Source organism: Flavobacterium ajazii (genome assembly GCF_010614725.1).
Lineage (GTDB): Bacteria > Bacteroidota > Bacteroidia > Flavobacteriales > Flavobacteriaceae > Flavobacterium > Flavobacterium ajazii.
The window spans coordinates 1-18,766 of record NZ_JAAEHL010000017.1; the positions used below are offsets into that span (position 1 = coordinate 1).

An 18,766-nucleotide genomic window follows, 5' to 3' on the forward strand; every position below is an offset into this window, starting at 1 on the left:
AGAATGCTACAGCCACATTCAGGCTCAGGAAAAGGATTTTATTTTATTCCGGAAATCGATGAAGAGGTTTTGGTAGGCTTTGAAGGAAACAATGCACAGAATCCGTATATTTTAGGAACACAATATAATGGAAGCCAATCCAGCGGTTATGCAGACGGTCAAAATAATGTAAAGGCGATTCACACCCGTTCAGGAATCAAATTTATTTTGAATGACGGAGATGGAAGTATTTTGATTGAAGATCCAAGCGGGAATAAATATTTTATGGATGGGAATGGAAATACTAATGTAAGTGCGCCAAAGAATCTGACGTTTGATGCAGGGGAGAATATCAGTATTACAGCAGGTAAAAATGTTTCTGTAAGTGCAGGGGAGAATGTTGATGTCGATGCAAGTAAAGATATTTCACAAAGTGCAGGTAATGATGTAAATATTAATGCAGCAGGAGATTTTACTGAGAGTGCAAATAATAAAACAGAGATAATAGAAAAGGAATATATTAGACATTCATTAGAATCAACACAACATGCTGAAGAAGTTACCATTTTTAGTACCAAAGAAAATATGCTTTTAGAAAGCACTAATAAAACAGTAGAAATAAATAGTGTCGAAAAATCAAATTTCTTTTAATAAATAATTTATGCCAATTAATAAAACAGCAAAGAATTTAAAAATAAAAATAAAGAATACTCATACGAGTTTTTCCGGCACTATGCAAGAAACAGCTGAAAAAGTCGAAATAATCGCAACAAAAGAAAACCTGACCTTGATTTCAGGAAAAAAGATAAATATAAAAGGTAATAAATCGTAACAAAATGAGCAATATACTATTTGGCAAACCGCGATTTGTACCGCCTAAAGAAGATAACAAAGAAAGAAATGATGTTTATCTGGGCGTTTTCTTTGACGGTACCTCAAACAATAGAGAAAATATTGAAGGCAGGCGAAAGGATCCGGAATTGAAAAATACCTCTGTATCAAGCAATGATGGTTCAAACACCAGTTATGGAAACGATCATTCTAATGTAGACAGATTGGAAAAAGCATATCCTAAAAATAAAGGAAACCATTATTATTCAGTTTATGTAGAAGGAATTGGAACTAAAAATCCGGATAAAAATGAAGATGGGACACTTGATTATTACGGAGATTTTACCCGTGGTCAGGGATATGGCACAGGGGAAACAGGACTTTTTGAAAAAGTTGAAAAAGGATGTCAGGATATTGTAAAAAAACTACAAGAGAAAAAAGAACTAAATATAAGTACTTTATATGTTGATGTTTTTGGTTTTAGTCGCGGTGCGACAGCAGCCCGCATTTTTGTTAATGAATTGTATAAGGTAAAAAATCCCAAAGATAAAGACACTTATAATCTGGGAGATTTAGGCAAAGCATTTAAGGAACTGGGTTATAAAGTAAAACCCTATCGAATAAAAATACGATTTTTAGGACTATACGATACAGTCTCCTCTTACGGCAGTAATGTTTTTGATGATATTGATGCTGACAAAGTACCACTACAAATTCCTGCTGTTGGGTTTACAGTGCATCTTACCGCAGAAGATGAATACCGTGAGAATTTCCCGCTTACCAATATTGCCAGTGCGGGAGCTAACAGCGTTGAGCTTACACTTCCGGGATGTCACTCAGATATTGGCGGAGGATATAAAGATGGAGAAGAAATTGTAATACTTACAGAATCTGCTCCAATAATTGAAGCTGAGAAAAAACATGTGCTGGAGCAAGGATGGTTTCTGCCAGACCAGCTGAAAGAAAGACCTCCACTAGTTCCTTATTATTTAAAAGGTACAAGGACTCTGAGTAATAAATACAGTTTTGTAATTCTACACCTCATGGCAGAGTTTGGGAAACGCAAATATAAAATTCCATGGAAATATAAGATTCTCAATGAAGATTATAAGATTCCAAAAGAATTAAATAAAGTTAAAGAGCGAATAGATGCGTATGCTTTCGAAGGAAAACCTAAAATGAAATTTTACACAAAAAAACAAATAGAATCAAAACGAAAAAAAGAATGGAAAAACCAACAGGAGATTGATGATTTTAATACAATAGTCGCCGATTATTATTTGCTGCCAGGTTTACGTAACAAGTATTTGCACTGTTCTGCCAGTATGGACGGCATAGGTATGGAACCCCAGATGGACAATCTAAGTAACATCATTAGAAAACGAAAAAAAATCTCAGGATAATGTTATGAAAAAAACTTTTAAATTATTGATATTAACTGCGTTTTTAAATATAACGCTCATCTCATGCGAAGATAAAATGAAAGAAAAAAAATACAATTGGACAGCTGCAGTCTGTACACCTAAAAACTACCCTGCCGAGATTTTTTCAGGACATTTGTTATTAAGTGACGAACCCAAAAGCGGTTATGTTTATATGCCTTTTGATGACATCATAAATAGCTATGATCTTGGAGATAATGATGGTTCTTCGTCTGGAGAAGCGACAGGAATAGTTCCTAAGATACTGGATATAACATGGCTTTCTTATACAGAAAATAAAAGTTACTCGGGTATTTTTAAACTGGATTCTGAAAAAATAGAAGCATTAATGATAAATGGGAGTGAAAGACCCTATTGGGATGTTGAAATCAAAAAAGTTGGTGTTGTAAGAGACTATCATTTTGTTGTCAATGCAGGATTATTTCCCGGTGGGATGGTAGTTTTGTATGTATTTAGTCAATCGAATATGACTATTGTAGGAAGGTATCAGGCGCATGAAGATAAAAATGTAGATTGGGAAGTTGCACATCCTTCAATGAAAGATAAAGAAGGTATTACTAAATATGTCAATTATATGAATGAAGATCTACCACAAGAAATATTAGACCAGATTAAAAACGGAACAATTCCCTTTGGGTATTGGGAAACTCTTTTTAAAAAATATCCTATTACGCCAATTGTTAAAAAAGAAGATAAAGTAGAGACTATCGGAATTAATTACATTAATGGAGAGTTCGAATCGATTTTTTTGAGTTTAAACGGTAATGTAATGCCAATAAAAGAACGAGCAGTTCCCCGAAAAATAAATATTGTCTGGCATGATATTAATGACAGACGCATGGAAAGTGATATTTTCTTTGATGAAAAAAAGTCCAAAGCCATTTTTGAGACTATCAAAGCAGAAGAAAAAATCAAGTTTATAATTGAAATAGATCGAAATACAAAACCTCGGGAAACAAAAGGAATTTCGATAAAACTAAAAACAGCAACTGCAGAAATAGACATGAAAGATGCCATTATTTCGCAGGAATCATTTACTAAACCTACTCCTTATTGATGTTTTTTGAGTTAAAGTGAATAATAATTTGTTTTATTCCTGAAATCGATAAAGAGTTGAATACTGGAATTTCAGCATCAAAAAAAAAAGCGAAACTGTAATTTAAAAGTTTCGCTTTTTTTTTATTATAAACACAATTACTCGCCAACAATATGCAGCTCATTGAATCCTTTTTCAACAATTAAGAAATGATTCAATTCGAACTCAGTTGCATTAAATTCAATTCTTTCATTGTCAATTTCTACTTCAGTAACTTTAAAAGGTAATCCTACAAAATTAATCTTGTATTTACCATAAGGAGTTTCATATTTTCCTTCTTTATGTAATTGAATAATTAATTCTTTTTCTTTTCCAATCGTTCTAAAAGATAAAAAGCTAAATCGGCCTTTTTTATAATCATAACCATCCTGGGCATCTTCATAAACTTCTGATTTTTCCTTGCCGATTTTAAAATAATAATCGAGTACAAGTTCATCAAATTCTAATTCCCCAACATATTGCTGTACAGGATATTTCGGAATAATAGATCCTGCTTTTACGAAAACCGGAATTTCATCAAATTTAGAATCAACCCAAACCTCCCGGCCTCCAACTGCTAATTCATTTGTCCAGTAGTTATACCACTCGCCTCTTGGGATGTACATACGTCTTCCCACTGCATTAGGCTCCAGGATTGGACAAACTAGTATATGATTCCCGAAGATAAATTCGTCATTGCGATAATGTGTCTGAGTGTCATCCTGATCGTAATACACCAAGGGTTTCAGCATTGGGACTCCCTCTTCAATATACTGCCAGAACATCGTGTATAAATAAGGCAATAACTGATAACGAAGACTCACAAATTTACGTGTGATATTGATTACTTCTTCATCAAAAGCCCATGGTTCCTGGTTTCCGTGATCTCCTGAAGAATGCGTTCTGCAAAACGGATGAAAAACGCCTAGCTGAATCCAACGAGCATACAACTCACCTGTTGGCTGTTCGGCAAATCCTCCAATGTCAGAACCTGTAAAACCCATTCCGGAAATACTCATACGCTGCACCTGAATATTAGCAATCCATAAATGCTCCCAGGTTGCAACATTGTCGCCTGTCCACGAAGATGTATAACGCTGTGCTCCTGAATAAGCCGATCGGGTAATTACAAAAGGACGTTTTGGATACACAAATCGCTTTACACCATGATAAGTAGCTCTTGCCATTTGGGTGCCGTAAATGTTATGCGCTTTTCTGTGGCTGCAAGGATTTCCATCATAAAAGTGGCGGACATCCATTGGAAAAGTTTTATTCGGAACCTCCATAACAGCAGGCTCGTTCATATCATTCCACACTCCCTTTACTCCAATATCCGAGATTAATTCCTTAAACAATCCAGCCCACCATTCTCTTACTGCAGGATTGGTATAATCCGGAAAATTACATTCGCCCGGCCATACTTTCCCTTTCATATAAGGTCCGTCTGCTCTTTTACAGAAATAGCCTTTTTCCAGACCTTCTTGGTAAACCCAGTAATTTTTATCGATTTTAATACCCGGATCAATTATTACTATTGTTTTAAAGCCATCTTCAGCTAATTCAGCAACCATTTTCTTCGGGTCCGGAAAGTAATCTTTATTCCATGTAAAACATCGAAAACCATCCATATAATCGATATCCAGATAGATGGCATCACAAGGAATTTTAAGTTCTCTGAATTTTGAAGTGATTTCTTTTACTTTGCTCTCCGGATAATAACTCCATTTACACTGATGGTATCCTAAAACCCAAAGCGGCGGCAATTCCGGCTTACCTGTCAAATCGGTATAAGTCGTAACCACATCCTGCATTTGTGGGCCGTACACGAAATAATAATTCATTTCCCCACCTTCACTCCAAAAACTGGTTACGTTTCTTCTTTCCTGACAAAAATCAAAAAAAGTACGGAATGTATTATCAAAGAAAATACCGTAAGATTGTTTGTTATGCAGACCAATATAAAAAGGAACTACCTTATACAATGGCTCCTGATCTTTATGATAAGCATATTGATCGGTTGCGAAATTTTCAACCCTCTTCCCTTTTAAGTTCATCTGGGTTGCTTTATCGCCAAGACCGTAAAAACATTCACCATCTTTTGATGATTTACTCATTTTTACAATATTACCACCATATTCATAGCTTTCTTCCCAATGAAAACCAAGTTCGTCTTCGAGAATTAAAAAGTCATTTAAATCGTAAATCGACAAACGAAGATCTGCTTTTTTGATCTTACATTTTACTTTGCTGGTTCTGATTTCAAAATGATTTTCTTCTTCGGTAACATTCAAAAAATTATAACCATGCAGCTGACTTTTATCAATTGCATACGAAAAGTCATTACTAAAATAGCCTTTTGTTGTAAAACGAAAACGAATTAAACTGTCCCTAAGAATGGTAACTTTTAAAATTACATTATTGTCAGTGTAAAAAGAAACAGAATCGCCTTCATGCTCATACGAAACGACTTTTGACGGGAATAAATTGCCTTTGTATTCTAGTGCGGTATTTGTAATCATATAACTAATGGATTAATTTTAATGATTCTTTCTTTAGTTTCAAACTTACAAAAAAACTTAGTAATCCCCTATGAATAAACGGTTTATTAACGAAAACGTTTTTTCTGACTGAGTGATAAATTACACATCAAAAAAAAGCTAATTCAGTAATTTATATCCTTAAAAATGACAAAATCACAGCGCGGTCAAAAATTCATCATACAAAAGAATAAACCGTAACACTTAAAGGAGGCAAAATTAATTCAACCGAAAAATCTCTTCCATCATAAGGAGAAGAATCTATTTTTACTATTCCTGAATTTGCGACTCCACTTCCTCCATAAAGTTTAGAATCACTATTAAAGATTTCTTTCAGGTTTCCTTTTTGTGAAATCCCGATTCTGTAATTATTACGTACAACCTGAGTAAGATTGCAAACAATTATTAAGTTTTCCTCAACTTTGTTTCCTTTTCGGATATAAGATATAACAGCATTTTGATGATCTGAATAATTAATCCATTCAAAACCTTCACCGCTAAATTGTTTTTCATACAAAGCAGGATACGTTTTATACAACTGATTCAAATCTGTGATTAAATCTTTTACTCCTGAATGAAAATCGTATTTCAATAAATGCCAGTCCAAACTGTTTTGAAAATTCCACTCAGCAGTTTGTCCAAATTCAGAACCCATAAATAACAATTTGGTTCCCGGATGCGTAAACATATAACCATAAAGCAGCCTTAAATTGGCAAATCTCTGCCATTCATCACCCGGCATTTTATACACAATGGATTGTTTACCATAAACTACTTCGTCATGTGAAAAAGGTAGCATGAAATTTTCGGTAAAAGCATAAGTCATCGAAAAAGTCAAGTCATTTTGGTGGTATTTTCTATAAACTGTTTCTTTTTGGAAATATTTTAAAGTATCATGCATCCATCCCATCATCCATTTCATTCCAAAACCTAAACCTCCAACGAATGTTGGCCTGGAAACCATAGAAAAAGAAGTACTTTCTTCTGCAATGGTTTGAACCCCGCTAAAATTAGCATAAATCACTTCATTAAATTCTTTAAGAAAACTTATTGCTTCTAAATTTTCCCTTCCACCATATATATTAGGTTCCCACTCTCCTTCGTTTCTAGAATAATCCAGATACAACATCGAAGCTACAGCATCAACTCTTAAGCCGTCAACATGATAATTTTGAAGCCAAAAAACAGCATTACTAATTAAAAAAGCACGAACTTCATTACGCCCATAATTAAAAACAAGACTTTTCCAATCCGGATGATAGCCTTTTCTACGATCAGGATGCTCATATAAATGCGAGCCATCAAAGAATCCTAAACCGTGAGCGTCATCAGGAAAATGTGACGGAACCCAGTCCAGAATCACTCCAATACCTGCCTGATGCAGTTTATCAACCAAAACCATAAAATCCTGTGGCTTTCCAAAACGAGATGTTGGTGCAAAATAACCTACAAGCTGATAGCCCCATGAAGGATCATAAGGATACTCCATAACTGGCATAAACTCTACGTGTGTAAAACCTGTTTCTTTAACATAAGCTACCAAATCATCCGCAAGTTCCAAATACGTTAAAAACTTGTTGTCATTTCCACGTTTCCACGAACCTAAATGTACTTCGTAAACTGAATAAGGTTTGTCTAAAGCATTATGTTCCTGACGCGACTGCATCCACTTTTCGTCTTTCCAGTTATAATCTAAATCCCAGACTACAGAAGCCGTGTGAGGCGGTTTTTCGCAGTATAATGAAAAAGGATCTGCTTTTTCAGTTACAATTCCATCAATATGAGACTGGATTTTGTATTTATAAAGTGCTCCTTTATCTAAATTTGGAATAAAACCTTCCCAAATACCTGATGAATCCCAACGCACCTGCAGCAAATGCTCGCCCTGAGTCCAGTAATTAAAATCCCCTACAACTGAAACAGATTTGGCAGTTGGTGCCCAGACAGCAAAATAAACACCTTTTACGCCATCGACTTCAATTAAGTGTGCGCCCAGTTTTTCATATAACCTGAAGTGTTTTCCTGCTTTAAATAAATCGATATCAAAATCAGTAAATAGAGAATGCGTAATAACGTTGGACATATATTGAGCTCTTAGTTTTTTTAGTAACTAGTCCTTAGTGAATAGTAACTAGTTCTTAGTATTTAGTAATCAGTGTTTTTTATGTTACTTGATAATTAATAATCCGAGTTGTAGTAGTTAGTAAAAAGAATATTCTTTATTAATCACTAAGGACTAATTACTCTGGACTGGAAAACTAATCTATCCTAAAATTATCCGGAAGTACTACGCCTTTTTTGATAACCACAATACCATCTTTTATACTGTATAGTTCATTGGTGAAATTTTCTAAGTGTTTACCACCGTTGATATGAACGTTATTACCAATTCGTACATTTTTATCAATTAAAGCGTTTTTTATATAACAGTTTTCACCAATTCCGACATGTATTTTATTGTTTAACGTATCACGCTTCATTTCGTCGAGATCCTGATAAAAGTCATTCCCCATTACATAGGAGTGATGAATAACAGTTCCGTCACCAATTCTGGAACGTATACCAATTACCGAACATTTTATTTCATTAGCATTGATTATACAACCTTCTGAAATTAATGATTTATTAATGTTTGAATTCCTGAATTTTGATGGCGGCAGTAATCTTGGACGTGTAAAAATCTTATTGTCATCGTCAAACAAATTAAATTCAGGTATATCGGCAGTCAGACCAATGTTTGCTTCAAAAAAGGAATCTATATTTCCGATATCTGTCCAATATCCTTCGTATTGATAACTTAGAATTTTATGTTTTCCGACTGCTTGTGGAATTATTTCTTTTCCGAAATCTTTTGTTTCAGGATCAGCCATCAAATCTTCCAGTAATTGACGATTGAAAATATAAATTCCCATGGAAGCCAGATATTTTTTTCCTTTTTCCTGCATTTGTTCGCTTACTTCAGATTCCCATTCCGGTAAAAGAGAAGCGTGTGGTTTTTCAATAAAAGATTCAATAAAACTTTCATGGTTAGTTTTAAGAATCCCAAATTCAGGGGCATCTTTAGCATTTACCGGCAATGTTGCAATAGAAATAGCAGCGTCTGCTTTAATATGAGCTTCCAGCATTTCATTAAAATCCATTTGGTACAGCTGATCACCAGAAAGTATCAGTGCATATTCAAAATCATGCTTTAAGAAATGTGACATACACTGACGGACAGCGTCTGCTGTTCCCTGAAACCAGGTTGGGTTATCCGGAGTTTGCTCTGCAGCCAGAATATCTACAAATGACTGACTGAAAATACTAAAGTTAAATGTGTTTTTAATGTGAGCGTTTAGAGAAGCCGAGTTAAATTGCGTCAGAACAAATATTTTAAAAATATCCGAATTGATGCAATTTGAAATAGGAATATCTACTAATCTGTATTTTCCACCAATTGGAACAGCCGGTTTTGATCTTGTTTCTGTTAACGGATACAAACGTGATCCCTGACCACCTCCTAAAATAATTGCAACTACTCCTTTTTTATTAACTTTCATTTTTCTGGATTATTTGGTTATACGTTTCGATATATTCTTGACAAACTCTTTCCCAGGAATGATCAATAGCCATTCCCTTTCTTATGACGGCATTAAAATGACCTTTATCATCAAAAAGGTCTACAGCCCGGTTGATAGAATGACAAATATCCCCAACCGAAGACTGATCGTGACAAATTCCGTTTCCATCATCACCATAATCGATTACCGTATCCCGTAACCCTCCCGTTCTTCTCACTATAGGAATTGTTCCGTAACGCAAAGCATACATCTGATTTAATCCGCAAGGTTCCACTCTTGAAGGCATCAAAATAAAATCTGAGCCAGCATAAATCAAATGAGCCAATTCTTCATTGTACCCAATAAAAACATTGTAATTTCCTTTATAATCATTTCGAAGTGCTGTTAACTGTGCTTCAATATCAGGATTTCCAGATCCTAAAATCAGAATGTTTATGTTTTCAAAATGTTCAGATAAAGCCAGTGCCGAAGCCTGAGGTAATAAATCGCCTCCTTTTTCATCAAATAAACGTCCAATAAAACTAAACAAAGGCTTTTCGGGATCTAAGTCAAATCGTTCACCCAACTTTTCTTTGTTTTTTTGCTTTCCTGTTTCAAAATCTTCAATACTGTAATGCTGTTCAAGCATTTTATCTTTTAAAGGATTCCAGACTTCAATGTCTATTCCGTTTAAGATTCCTTTTGATTTGCTCCTAACCGAATTAAATAAGGATTCCAGTCCATTTGCGGAAACATTAATTTCATCCAGATAACTTGGAGAAACAGTTGTAACCGCATGAGCACATTTGACTCCAACCGCTAATGAATTCAGAGAATTATTCCATTCTAAAAATCCGACATGCTTTAAGTCAAATTCTGGTATGTAATTCAATTTATCAAAGCCAAACCAACCCTGATACAAACCATTATGAATTGTGATTACAGTTCTGACTTTACTGAATACCTCATACTTGTAACTAAATTGAAGCATAAACGGAATCAGTCCTGTGTGATGATCGTGACAATTTATAACATTCGGAATTGTATTGCGGGCTGAAATCCAGTCTAAAGTCGCTATCTGAAAAGACAAAAAACGTTCTATATCATCTTCATAACCATAAATATTAGGACGGTCAAATAACTCTTTAATTTCTATAAGGTATAACTCGTAACCTAATTTATCTGTGCTCTCTTTTAACACACTAAACGGAAAATGAAAACTGCCTAATTTAACTGTTCCCCAGTGTACACATTCAAAATCATTTTCGCTTTTAAATTTAGTATCATAACAGGGAACTACTACCCTCACCTGATGTCCTGCATTCTGTTGGTATTTTGGCAATGCCCCTACAACATCGGCTAATCCGCCTACTTTTGCCATTGGGTAGCATTCAGCACTGATATGAAATATTTCCATTTAAGACTGCTATTTTTATAAAATTGGTACTAAATAAAATTAATACGTAAATTGTTATTATTCTGTAATTTTATGTTTTTTAAATTTAGGAAAAAACTAAGTAAAATTTAGCTCCGAAACAAAAATTATCATTATGCCAAAAAAATCAACTAATCCTGTAAAATCCTTAAAAATCCCCCTCCTTATTCAGCTTTCCAGTAAATTATGTGCTTTTATTTCTCCTAAACTTGCTACGATTTATGCTGCTAAACTTTTTACAACTCCTATAAAACATAAAGTTCCCAAAAGAGAATTAGAAATGGATGCTGGGAGCCTTCAAAAAACAATTCAAATTCCGGCAATTCATAAAAACATTACGGTTTATGAATATGGCAAAAGCGAAAAGAAAGTTCTACTCGTTCACGGTTGGTCAGGACGCGGAACCCAATTATTTAAAATTGCAGATGCTTTGTTAGAAAAAGGATATGCTGTTGTGAGTTTTGATGCTCCTGCTCACGGAAAATCAAAAGGGAATTCTACAATAATGTCTGAGTTTATCGAATCAATTTTAGAAATTGAAAAACTATACGGGACGTTCGAAATTGCCATTGGTCATTCGCTCGGGGGAATGTCTGTTTTAAATTCAGTTAAGAGTGGCTTGAACGTTAAAAAGGTCGTAGTGATTGGCAGTGGCGATATTGTACAGGATATTTTGGATGATTTTATTCTAAAATTGGGTCTAAAACCCGAAATTAGTATTCGTTTACGTGATTATTTTGAAAACAAATATCAGGTAAAAATGGATAACTTTTCGGCATATAAAGCAGCCGCTGAACTAGAAATTCCTGTTCTGGTAATTCATGATAAGGATGATCCTGAAGTTCCTGTAAAAGCCGGAATCCATATTCATCAAAACTTAAAAAAAGGAAGTTTGTTTTTAACCGAAGGTTTGGGACATCGTAAAGTTTTAGGAAACCACAGCGTAATCAAAAAAATTATGGAATTCATTCGGGAGAACGATTAATTGAAATTGATATGGATCTATTTGGAGAAACAAAGAATTGGGAAAACGATTTAAAACCCATTTTAAAGAAATACAAAGGAAAAAAGCATCCTTTGAATTATGAAAATACTTATCAATTATTGGTAATGGTCGTTTTATCAGCTCAGGATTCGGATGCAAATATCAATTCGATTTCACCTGCCCTTTTTGCTAAATTCCCTACTTTAAAAAGTCTATCAAAAGCTGACAAAGAAAGTTTCATTCCGTATGTCAGCAAAGTTCGTAATCATGCAACCAAGACAGAATGGCTTCTGGAAATTGCTAAAACCATTAAAGATGACGATAATATTCCGTTAACCCTGAACGGATTAACAGCTTTGAAAGGACTAGGAAGAAAATCTGCTAATGTAATTCTTAGAGAAACCTTTCAGCCGGCTGAGGGAATTATTACCGATTTACACGTAATTCGCGTAGCTCCAAGAATTGGAATTGCACAGGAGAACAAAGACGGGAATAAAATCGAAAAACAATTAATGGAAGCTTTACCAAAGAAAATCTGGTCAGAAATTGGTATGGCGATTTCTTTTTTAGGAAGAGAAACGTGCAGACCAAAACCCAAATGCGAAGAATGTCTTTTGAATGACTGCTGCGAATACTATTTAGATCTTAATAAAGGATAATACCGTTGTTGAGCCTTAATAAATTTATACAATTGACCTTATTTTAATTTCACTGGACAAAAACAAATAAATTTTTGAGAATCAAGACTACTGTTACTGACTAGTTATTAGTCTTCTTATTTTCCTGATCTGCTTTACAAATATAGTTGTTATTATCCTTCCTCTTTCAGGCAAATTACCTTCATAAATTATTTTTTGAGACTAATATTCTTATGAAACTTAAAGTCCTAGCCCAGATGGAAACGGCATCCTTTTGTGCCGGGGTTCGGCACAAAAGATATAGTGGACAGCTGGAAATAGCTCCTGATATAATTTATCTTAATTGAACATTAACATTTCATTTAAATACTGTTCAAGGATATAATTACTATTTTTGAGGCTCTTTCAAAAATTCGAATCACGCTATGCGAAAAACTCAGCTCTTTTTAATTTTTTTAATCGGTATTCAGATTTCTTTTGCACAACAGCCCCAAAAGCCTAATGCCGTTGAAATTTACAACCAAATTCAAAAGCTAAATTTTCTTGGTTCTGTCCTGTATCTGGCAGCACATCCCGATGATGAAAATACCCGTTTAATATCCTATTTATCAAATGAAGTAAATGCCAGAACTGCGTATTTATCATTAACCAGAGGTGATGGCGGACAAAATTTAATTGGTCCTCAATTGCGTGAATTATTAGGTGTTATCAGAACTCAGGAATTAATTGAAGCCCGAAAAATTGATGGTGGTGAACAGTTTTTTTCGCGTGCGAATGACTTTGGTTTTTCTAAAAATCCGGATGAAACTTTAAAAATCTGGGATAAAGATAAAGTTCTTGCTGATGTGATCTGGACTATCCGAAAATTTCAGCCGGATGTGATTATCAATCGTTTTGACCACCGTTCTCCTGGAACTACGCACGGTCATCATACTTCTTCTGCAATGCTTAGTGTGGAAAGCTTTAATTTAACTAATAATCCTAAAATATATCCTGAACAGTTGAAATATGTAACTCCATGGCAGGTGAAAAGACTGTTTTTTAATCCGTCATGGTGGTTTTTTGGAAGTCAGGAAAAATTTGACGCTGCAGACAAATCCAAATATACTGCACTGGAAACAGGTGTTTATTACGCCGGAATTGGAAAATCAAATCAGGAAATTGCTGCTTTGAGCCGCAGCCGCCATCAGTCACAGGGATTTGGAAGTACCGGTAGCCGTGGTGATGAAACTGAGTATCTGGAACTTATTAATGGCGAAAAACCTAAAAACCGTAATGATTTGTTTGATGGAATTGACACTAGCTGGAATCGTGTAAAAAACGGAAAACCAATTGGCGAATTAATTTCGCAGATTATTAAAAATTACAATTTCAGTAACCCTTCAGCCAGTATTCCTGATTTATTGAAGGCTTATGAAATGATTCAATCATTAGAAGATACGCATTGGAAGAATTTAAAATCAACTGCAATTAAAAACATTATCGCATCCAGTACCGGATTATACCTTGAAGCTGTTGCCGAAGAACAGGAAGCTACGCCCGGAAGTACTATCAAATTAAACCTTGAAGCCATCAACCGTAGTCCCATTGAAATGCAGCTGGTGAGCGTAATTTCATTACCGGATAACAAAACTACGGTTCAAAATAGTGTTTTAAAAAACAATAACGATCAGAGATCCAAACTTGAAATTCAGCTTCCTGATACAATTGAATATACACAGCCTTATTGGCTAAAAGAAAAAGCAAGCGTAGGAATGTACACGGTTTCCGATCAGGAAATCATAGGAATTCCGGATATTATCAGAGAAGTTAAAGTTATTTTTAATGTAAAAATTAATAATGTTGAGATTCCTTTTGAACGAACTGTTGTGCATAAATATAACGACAATGTAAAAGGCGAAATGTACAATTTTCTGGACATCGTACCTGAAGTAAGTACTTCTATTCAGCAAAAAGTTTTGATTTTTAAGGATACTAAAAGTAAAATGGTTCCCGTAAAAGTCCGTGCCGGTAAAAACGGAATTAAAGGAAATTTACAGCTGGAACTTCCTAAAAGCTGGGTAGTTTCTCCTGCGCAGATTCCGTTTACACTGGATAAGAAAGGCATGGAACAAACTTTTTATTTTGAAGTTATTCCACCCTCCAACCCTGAAGAAGCTTTTGCAAAAAGTGTAGCTATAGCGGACAACAAAAGTTTTGACAAAGATCAGACTATCCTCGATTTTAATCATATTACAAAGCAATTGGTCTTAAAATCAGCTGAATCAAAATGTATCAGAATAGATCTCAAAACGACTGGAGATGCAATTGGCTACATTATGGGTGCAGGTGACGAAGTTCCTGAAAGCCTTACACAAATGGGTTATAAAGTAACTATTTTGAAACCCGAAGAAATTACACCTGAAAGATTAGAATCTTTTAATGTAATTATTACAGGAGTTCGTGCTTACAATACAGTAAAAGCTTTGGCAAACAAACAATCAATACTTTTTGATTTTGTAAAAAATGGTAAAACAATGATTGTTCAATATAACACAAATGGCAGATTAATTACCGATAAAATTGCGCCTTATCCTCTTAAACTTTCTGATGACCGTGTTACTGAGGAAAATGCAAAAATTACTTTCCTTGCTCCAGAACACCCGGTTTTAAATACCCCGAACAAAATCAGTGCAAAAGATTTTGAAGGCTGGACACAGGAACAGGGACTCTATTATCCTAATCAGTTTGATCCTGCCTTCACTCCTATTATATCCTCCCATGACAAAGGTGAATCAGAGAAAAAAGGAGCTCTATTGGTCGCTCCATATGGGAAAGGATACTATATTTACACCGGTTTAAGCTTTTTTAGAGAATTGCCGGAAGGTGTGACCGGAGCTTACCGATTACTCTCGAATATTATTTCGCTAAAACAGCCTATAGAAGCTCCAAAAGCAGAATTAAAAAACTAAAAAAACTGAAATGGAAGCGAAAAAAGAAAAAAAATGGAAAAAAAGCTACACTTATGTATTGGTCGCTAATGTGATTTACATCGTTATTTTCTTCTTAATCATGCAATTATACTCTTAACATATGCAGCTATTTGATTGGTTGGTACTTATTATAACCCTTTTATTTATTGTAGGATATGGATCCTGGAAAACTAAAGGAAGCAAAAATGTCGAAGATTTTATTTTAGGGAACAATGAAACGCCATGGTATACCGTTGGACTTTCTGTAATGGCTACTCAGGCCAGTGCGATTACTTTTTTATCAACACCTGGTCAGGCCTACCATGACGGGATGGGTTTTGTGCAATTTTATTTTGGACTACCAATTGCCATGATTGTCATTTGTTTGACATTTATTCCACTATATCATAAATATAAAGTATTTACCGCTTATGAATTTCTCGAGAAACGATTTGATGTAAAAACACGATCCTTGGCCGCCATATTGTTTTTGGTGCAGAGAGGTCTTGGAACCGGTTTAACTATTTATGCACCAGCAATTATCTTATCTGCTCTTTTAGGGTGGAATTTAACTTTAATGAACATTATTATTGGTGTTCTGGTTATAATTTACACTTTTTCAGGAGGCACAAAAGCGGTTAATGTGACTCAAAAACAACAAATGTTTGTAATCATGACCGGAATGTTTATCACTTTCTTCCTGATTCTTCACTATTTGCCACAGGATATGACTTTTTCAAGTGCCATGCATATCGCCGGAGCAAATGACAAAATGAATATTGTAGATTTTTCTTTTGATCCAGAAGAAAAATATACTTTATGGAGCGGTATCACAGGTGGTTTTTTCCTGATGCTGGCTTATTTTGGAACGGATCAATCTCAGGTAGGACGCTATTTATCAGGAAAATCTGTAAAGGAAAGCCAAATGGGATTAATCATGAACGGATTGTTGAAAGTTCCTATGCAGTTTTTTATATTACTTACAGGAATTATGGTATTTGTATTTTTTCAATTCAATCCAGTTCCGCTAAATTTTAATCCGAATAATAAAACTGTTATTGAAAAGTCACAATATAAAGAGGAGTACCATGCTTTAGAACTAAAACTGAATAAACTTTCTGAAGATAAAAAAGTAATCAATCTTTTATATATCGAACAGCTGAATCAGGATTATGATAACCCGATACTACGAAAGGAACTGGTTACTTTATCCAATAAAGAAAAAGATTTACGCGACAAAGCAAAAGAAATTATTTCGAAAGCCGATAGTAATAGCGAAACAAATGATAAAGATTATGTGTTCTTCCATTTCATTTTACACTATCTTCCAAAAGGACTTATAGGATTATTATTGGCTGTAATTATCTCGGCTGCCATGTCTTCTACCGCTTCCGGCTTAAATGCACTGGCATCGACAACGGCAATCGATATTTACAAACGAAACCTAAAAGAAGATAAATCTGAAAAACATTATCTCCATGCTACCAAATTTTTTACGCTTTTCTGGGGATTAATTGCCATACTTTTTGCCTGTGTCGGAACCTTATTTGAAAATTTAATTCAACTGGTTAATATCATTGGTTCTATATTTTACGGAACAGTTTTGGGAATTTTCCTTGTTGGATTTTATTTGCACAAAGTTCAGGCGAAACCAATGTTTTATAGTGCTATCATTAGTCAGACAACCATTTTTATCATTTACTATTTTATGATATACATTTACCCGAGCGATCAGGAAAAACTTGGTTATTTATGGTTAAATTTTATAGGTGCGATTTTAACGATTCTTTTGTCTTTATTGATCCAACTTGTTTTTTTCAAGAGAAACAATCATCAATTAAATGAACTGTAAAAAATATTGAAATGCTGAATTTTAATTTCACCCCATTTCCTGTCATAGAAACAGAACGTTTGCTTTTAAGACGAATTACAAACAACGATGTAAAGGAAGTTTTTGAATTGCGATCCAATCCAGAAACAATGAAATATATTCCGCGACCTTTGGTAAAAACAACACAAGATGCCCTGGAACATATTGCCACGATTGAAGAAAAAATCATATCAAATGAAGGAATCAATTGGGGTATTACATTAAAAGGAAATTCTAAACTACTTGGTATTATTGGTTTTTACAGAATGCAGCCGGAAAATTATCGTGCTGAAATTGGCTATATCCTTCTCCCGGATTTTCATGGAAAAGGAATTGTTCCCGAAGCAGTAAAACGATTGATTAACTATGGCTTTAATGATTTAAAATTACACTCAATTGAAGCAGTCATTGATCCTGAAAATAAGGCTTCAGAAAAAGTTCTGCAAAAATGTGGCTTTGTCAAAGAAGCTCATTTACTAGAGTGTGATTTTTTTGAAGGTAAATTCCTTGACAAAGTAATTTATTCGCTACTCTCACATTAAAATCGTTATTCAGAATAATTACAATAAACTTCATCTTTTTATAATAGTAAAACACTAAGTTAAACTATATTTGCAGGCAAAAAACAAGAAAAAGTCTTGTTACACCCCAAAATCATGAAAAAAATACTTTTTGCAATTCTTTTTATCACTTCAATCAGTTTACATAGCCAAACTTATATTAAATTTAACGCCTTTACAGCATTAGCTCTTATGCCTAACGTAGGGGTTGAAACTAGTATTGGTGAGAAAACTACTTTTAGTTTTGATATTATGGCTTCCTTCTGGGAATCATTTGACGGGAAGAAACCTATGAAATTTGCTACATTTACCCCCGAAATACGATATAATTTCAAAGAAAAATATAACGGCTTTTATGCAGGAGGACATGTAGGATTTGATACATTTGAACTCCAAAAATGGAACTATTGGAATAGATTACCTACTTGGTACGAAACAGGAATGGGATACAGAATCGGAGCCACAATTGGTTACAATACAAAACTTAATAACAAATTTTTATTAGATATTTTCCTAAGAGGTGGCTGGCATCAGGGGTACTATAAAGGGCATTATAATGACGGAACACCTGGAAGCTACGAAAACGTAAAAAACTGGAACAAAAGCGGTGAATGGTTACCTTATGGTGGAGGAGTTATGATTTCGTATAAATTAAATTAATCCTTAGAGAATTTAGAAAGTGATTTAATATACAAATCTTCAACTTTTTTTCTTGCCCAGTCTGTTTTTCTCAAAAAAGTAAGGCTTGATTTTACACTCGGATTTGAAATAAAACATTTAATAGGAATTAATTCGGCCAAAGTGTCAAAACCATAATAATCAACAAGACTTTCAACAATTTTTTGAAGTGTTACTCCATTAAGCGGGTCTTTAGATTTACCTTCCATAATTTATATTTTAAGTGAATAATAAAAGACCGTACTT

Annotated in this window: 15 protein-coding genes; 10 read left to right on the forward strand and 5 right to left on the reverse strand. The window is 34.4% G+C overall.

Annotation, left to right across the window (positions count from 1 at the left end; all coding sequences use genetic code 11):
* The 4 genes from GWR14_RS23765 to GWR14_RS22510 all read left to right on the forward strand — a co-directional run.
* A partial coding sequence (locus GWR14_RS23765) for a phage baseplate assembly protein V (protein WP_223150995.1) occupies positions 1-630 on the forward strand: 630 nt, incomplete at its 5' end.
* Positions 631-640: 10 nt separating this feature from the next.
* Entirely contained in the window at positions 641-811 is a 171-nt protein-coding gene (locus GWR14_RS22500) for a hypothetical protein (protein WP_163411393.1), read from the forward strand.
* Positions 812-815: 4 nt separating this feature from the next.
* Positions 816-2,213: a T6SS phospholipase effector Tle1-like catalytic domain-containing protein gene (locus tag GWR14_RS22505; protein ID WP_163411394.1), complete on the forward strand. Its 1,398-nt coding sequence runs from the start codon at positions 816-818 to the stop codon at positions 2,211-2,213.
* Positions 2,214-2,289: 76 nt separating this feature from the next.
* Positions 2,290-3,309, forward strand: a complete 1,020-nt coding sequence (locus GWR14_RS22510) for a DUF2931 family protein (RefSeq protein ID WP_223150996.1) — start codon at positions 2,290-2,292, stop codon at positions 3,307-3,309.
* A 137-nt stretch (positions 3,310-3,446) separates the two neighbouring features.
* On the opposite strand, the gene GWR14_RS22515 is transcribed toward GWR14_RS22510, so the two are convergent.
* The 4 genes from GWR14_RS22515 to GWR14_RS22530 form a co-directional block, all read right to left on the reverse strand.
* Positions 3,447-5,846, reverse strand: a complete 2,400-nt coding sequence (locus GWR14_RS22515) for a glycoside hydrolase family 31 protein (RefSeq protein ID WP_163411396.1) — start codon at positions 5,844-5,846, stop codon at positions 3,447-3,449.
* A 196-nt stretch (positions 5,847-6,042) separates the two neighbouring features.
* Positions 6,043-7,947, reverse strand: a complete 1,905-nt coding sequence (glgB, locus tag GWR14_RS22520; RefSeq protein ID WP_163411397.1) for a 1,4-alpha-glucan branching protein GlgB — start codon at positions 7,945-7,947, stop codon at positions 6,043-6,045.
* Between the two features lie 175 nt (positions 7,948-8,122).
* On the reverse strand, positions 8,123-9,403 hold the full coding sequence (locus GWR14_RS22525; RefSeq protein WP_163411398.1) for a glucose-1-phosphate adenylyltransferase: 1,281 nt from the start codon (positions 9,401-9,403) through the stop codon (positions 8,123-8,125).
* Complete coding sequence (locus GWR14_RS22530; protein WP_163411399.1) at positions 9,393-10,820, reverse strand: glycogen synthase; 1,428 nt, start codon at positions 10,818-10,820, stop codon at positions 9,393-9,395. Before GWR14_RS22530 ends, GWR14_RS22525 begins: the two co-directional genes overlap by 11 nt.
* 133 nt (positions 10,821-10,953) lie before the next feature.
* Here GWR14_RS22530 and GWR14_RS22535 point away from each other — a divergent pair, with 133 nt between their 5' ends.
* The 6 genes from GWR14_RS22535 (at position 10,954) to GWR14_RS22560 (ending at position 18,502) form a co-directional block, all read left to right on the forward strand.
* On the forward strand, positions 10,954-11,823 hold the full coding sequence (locus GWR14_RS22535; RefSeq protein ID WP_163411400.1) for an alpha/beta hydrolase: 870 nt from the start codon (positions 10,954-10,956) through the stop codon (positions 11,821-11,823).
* Between the two features lie 11 nt (positions 11,824-11,834).
* Positions 11,835-12,482, forward strand: coding sequence for an endonuclease III domain-containing protein (locus tag GWR14_RS22540; protein WP_163411401.1), 648 nt, complete (start codon positions 11,835-11,837; stop codon positions 12,480-12,482).
* 404 nt (positions 12,483-12,886) lie between these two features.
* Positions 12,887-15,412 carry a PIG-L family deacetylase gene (locus GWR14_RS22545; RefSeq protein ID WP_163411402.1) on the forward strand — a complete coding sequence of 842 codons (2,526 nt, stop codon included), beginning with the start codon at positions 12,887-12,889 and terminating at the stop codon, positions 15,410-15,412.
* Between the two features lie 121 nt (positions 15,413-15,533).
* The gene (locus GWR14_RS22550; RefSeq protein WP_163411403.1) at positions 15,534-17,264 is read left to right on the forward strand and encodes a sodium:solute symporter; all 1,731 of its coding nucleotides are present in this window, start codon (positions 15,534-15,536) and stop codon (positions 17,262-17,264) included.
* Positions 17,265-17,275: 11 nt separating this feature from the next.
* Entirely contained in the window at positions 17,276-17,824 is a 549-nt protein-coding gene (locus GWR14_RS22555; RefSeq protein ID WP_163411404.1) for a GNAT family N-acetyltransferase, read from the forward strand.
* Positions 17,825-17,938: 114 nt separating this feature from the next.
* A complete protein-coding gene (locus GWR14_RS22560; protein WP_163411405.1) occupies positions 17,939-18,502 on the forward strand; it encodes a DUF3575 domain-containing protein in 564 nt (187 codons plus the stop codon).
* Here the strand turns inward: GWR14_RS22560 and GWR14_RS22565 are convergent.
* Positions 18,499-18,729, reverse strand: a complete 231-nt coding sequence (locus GWR14_RS22565) for a VF530 family protein (protein WP_163411406.1) — start codon at positions 18,727-18,729, stop codon at positions 18,499-18,501. The genes GWR14_RS22560 and GWR14_RS22565 overlap by 4 nt on opposite strands.
* Between the last annotated feature and the right edge of the window lie 37 nt (positions 18,730-18,766).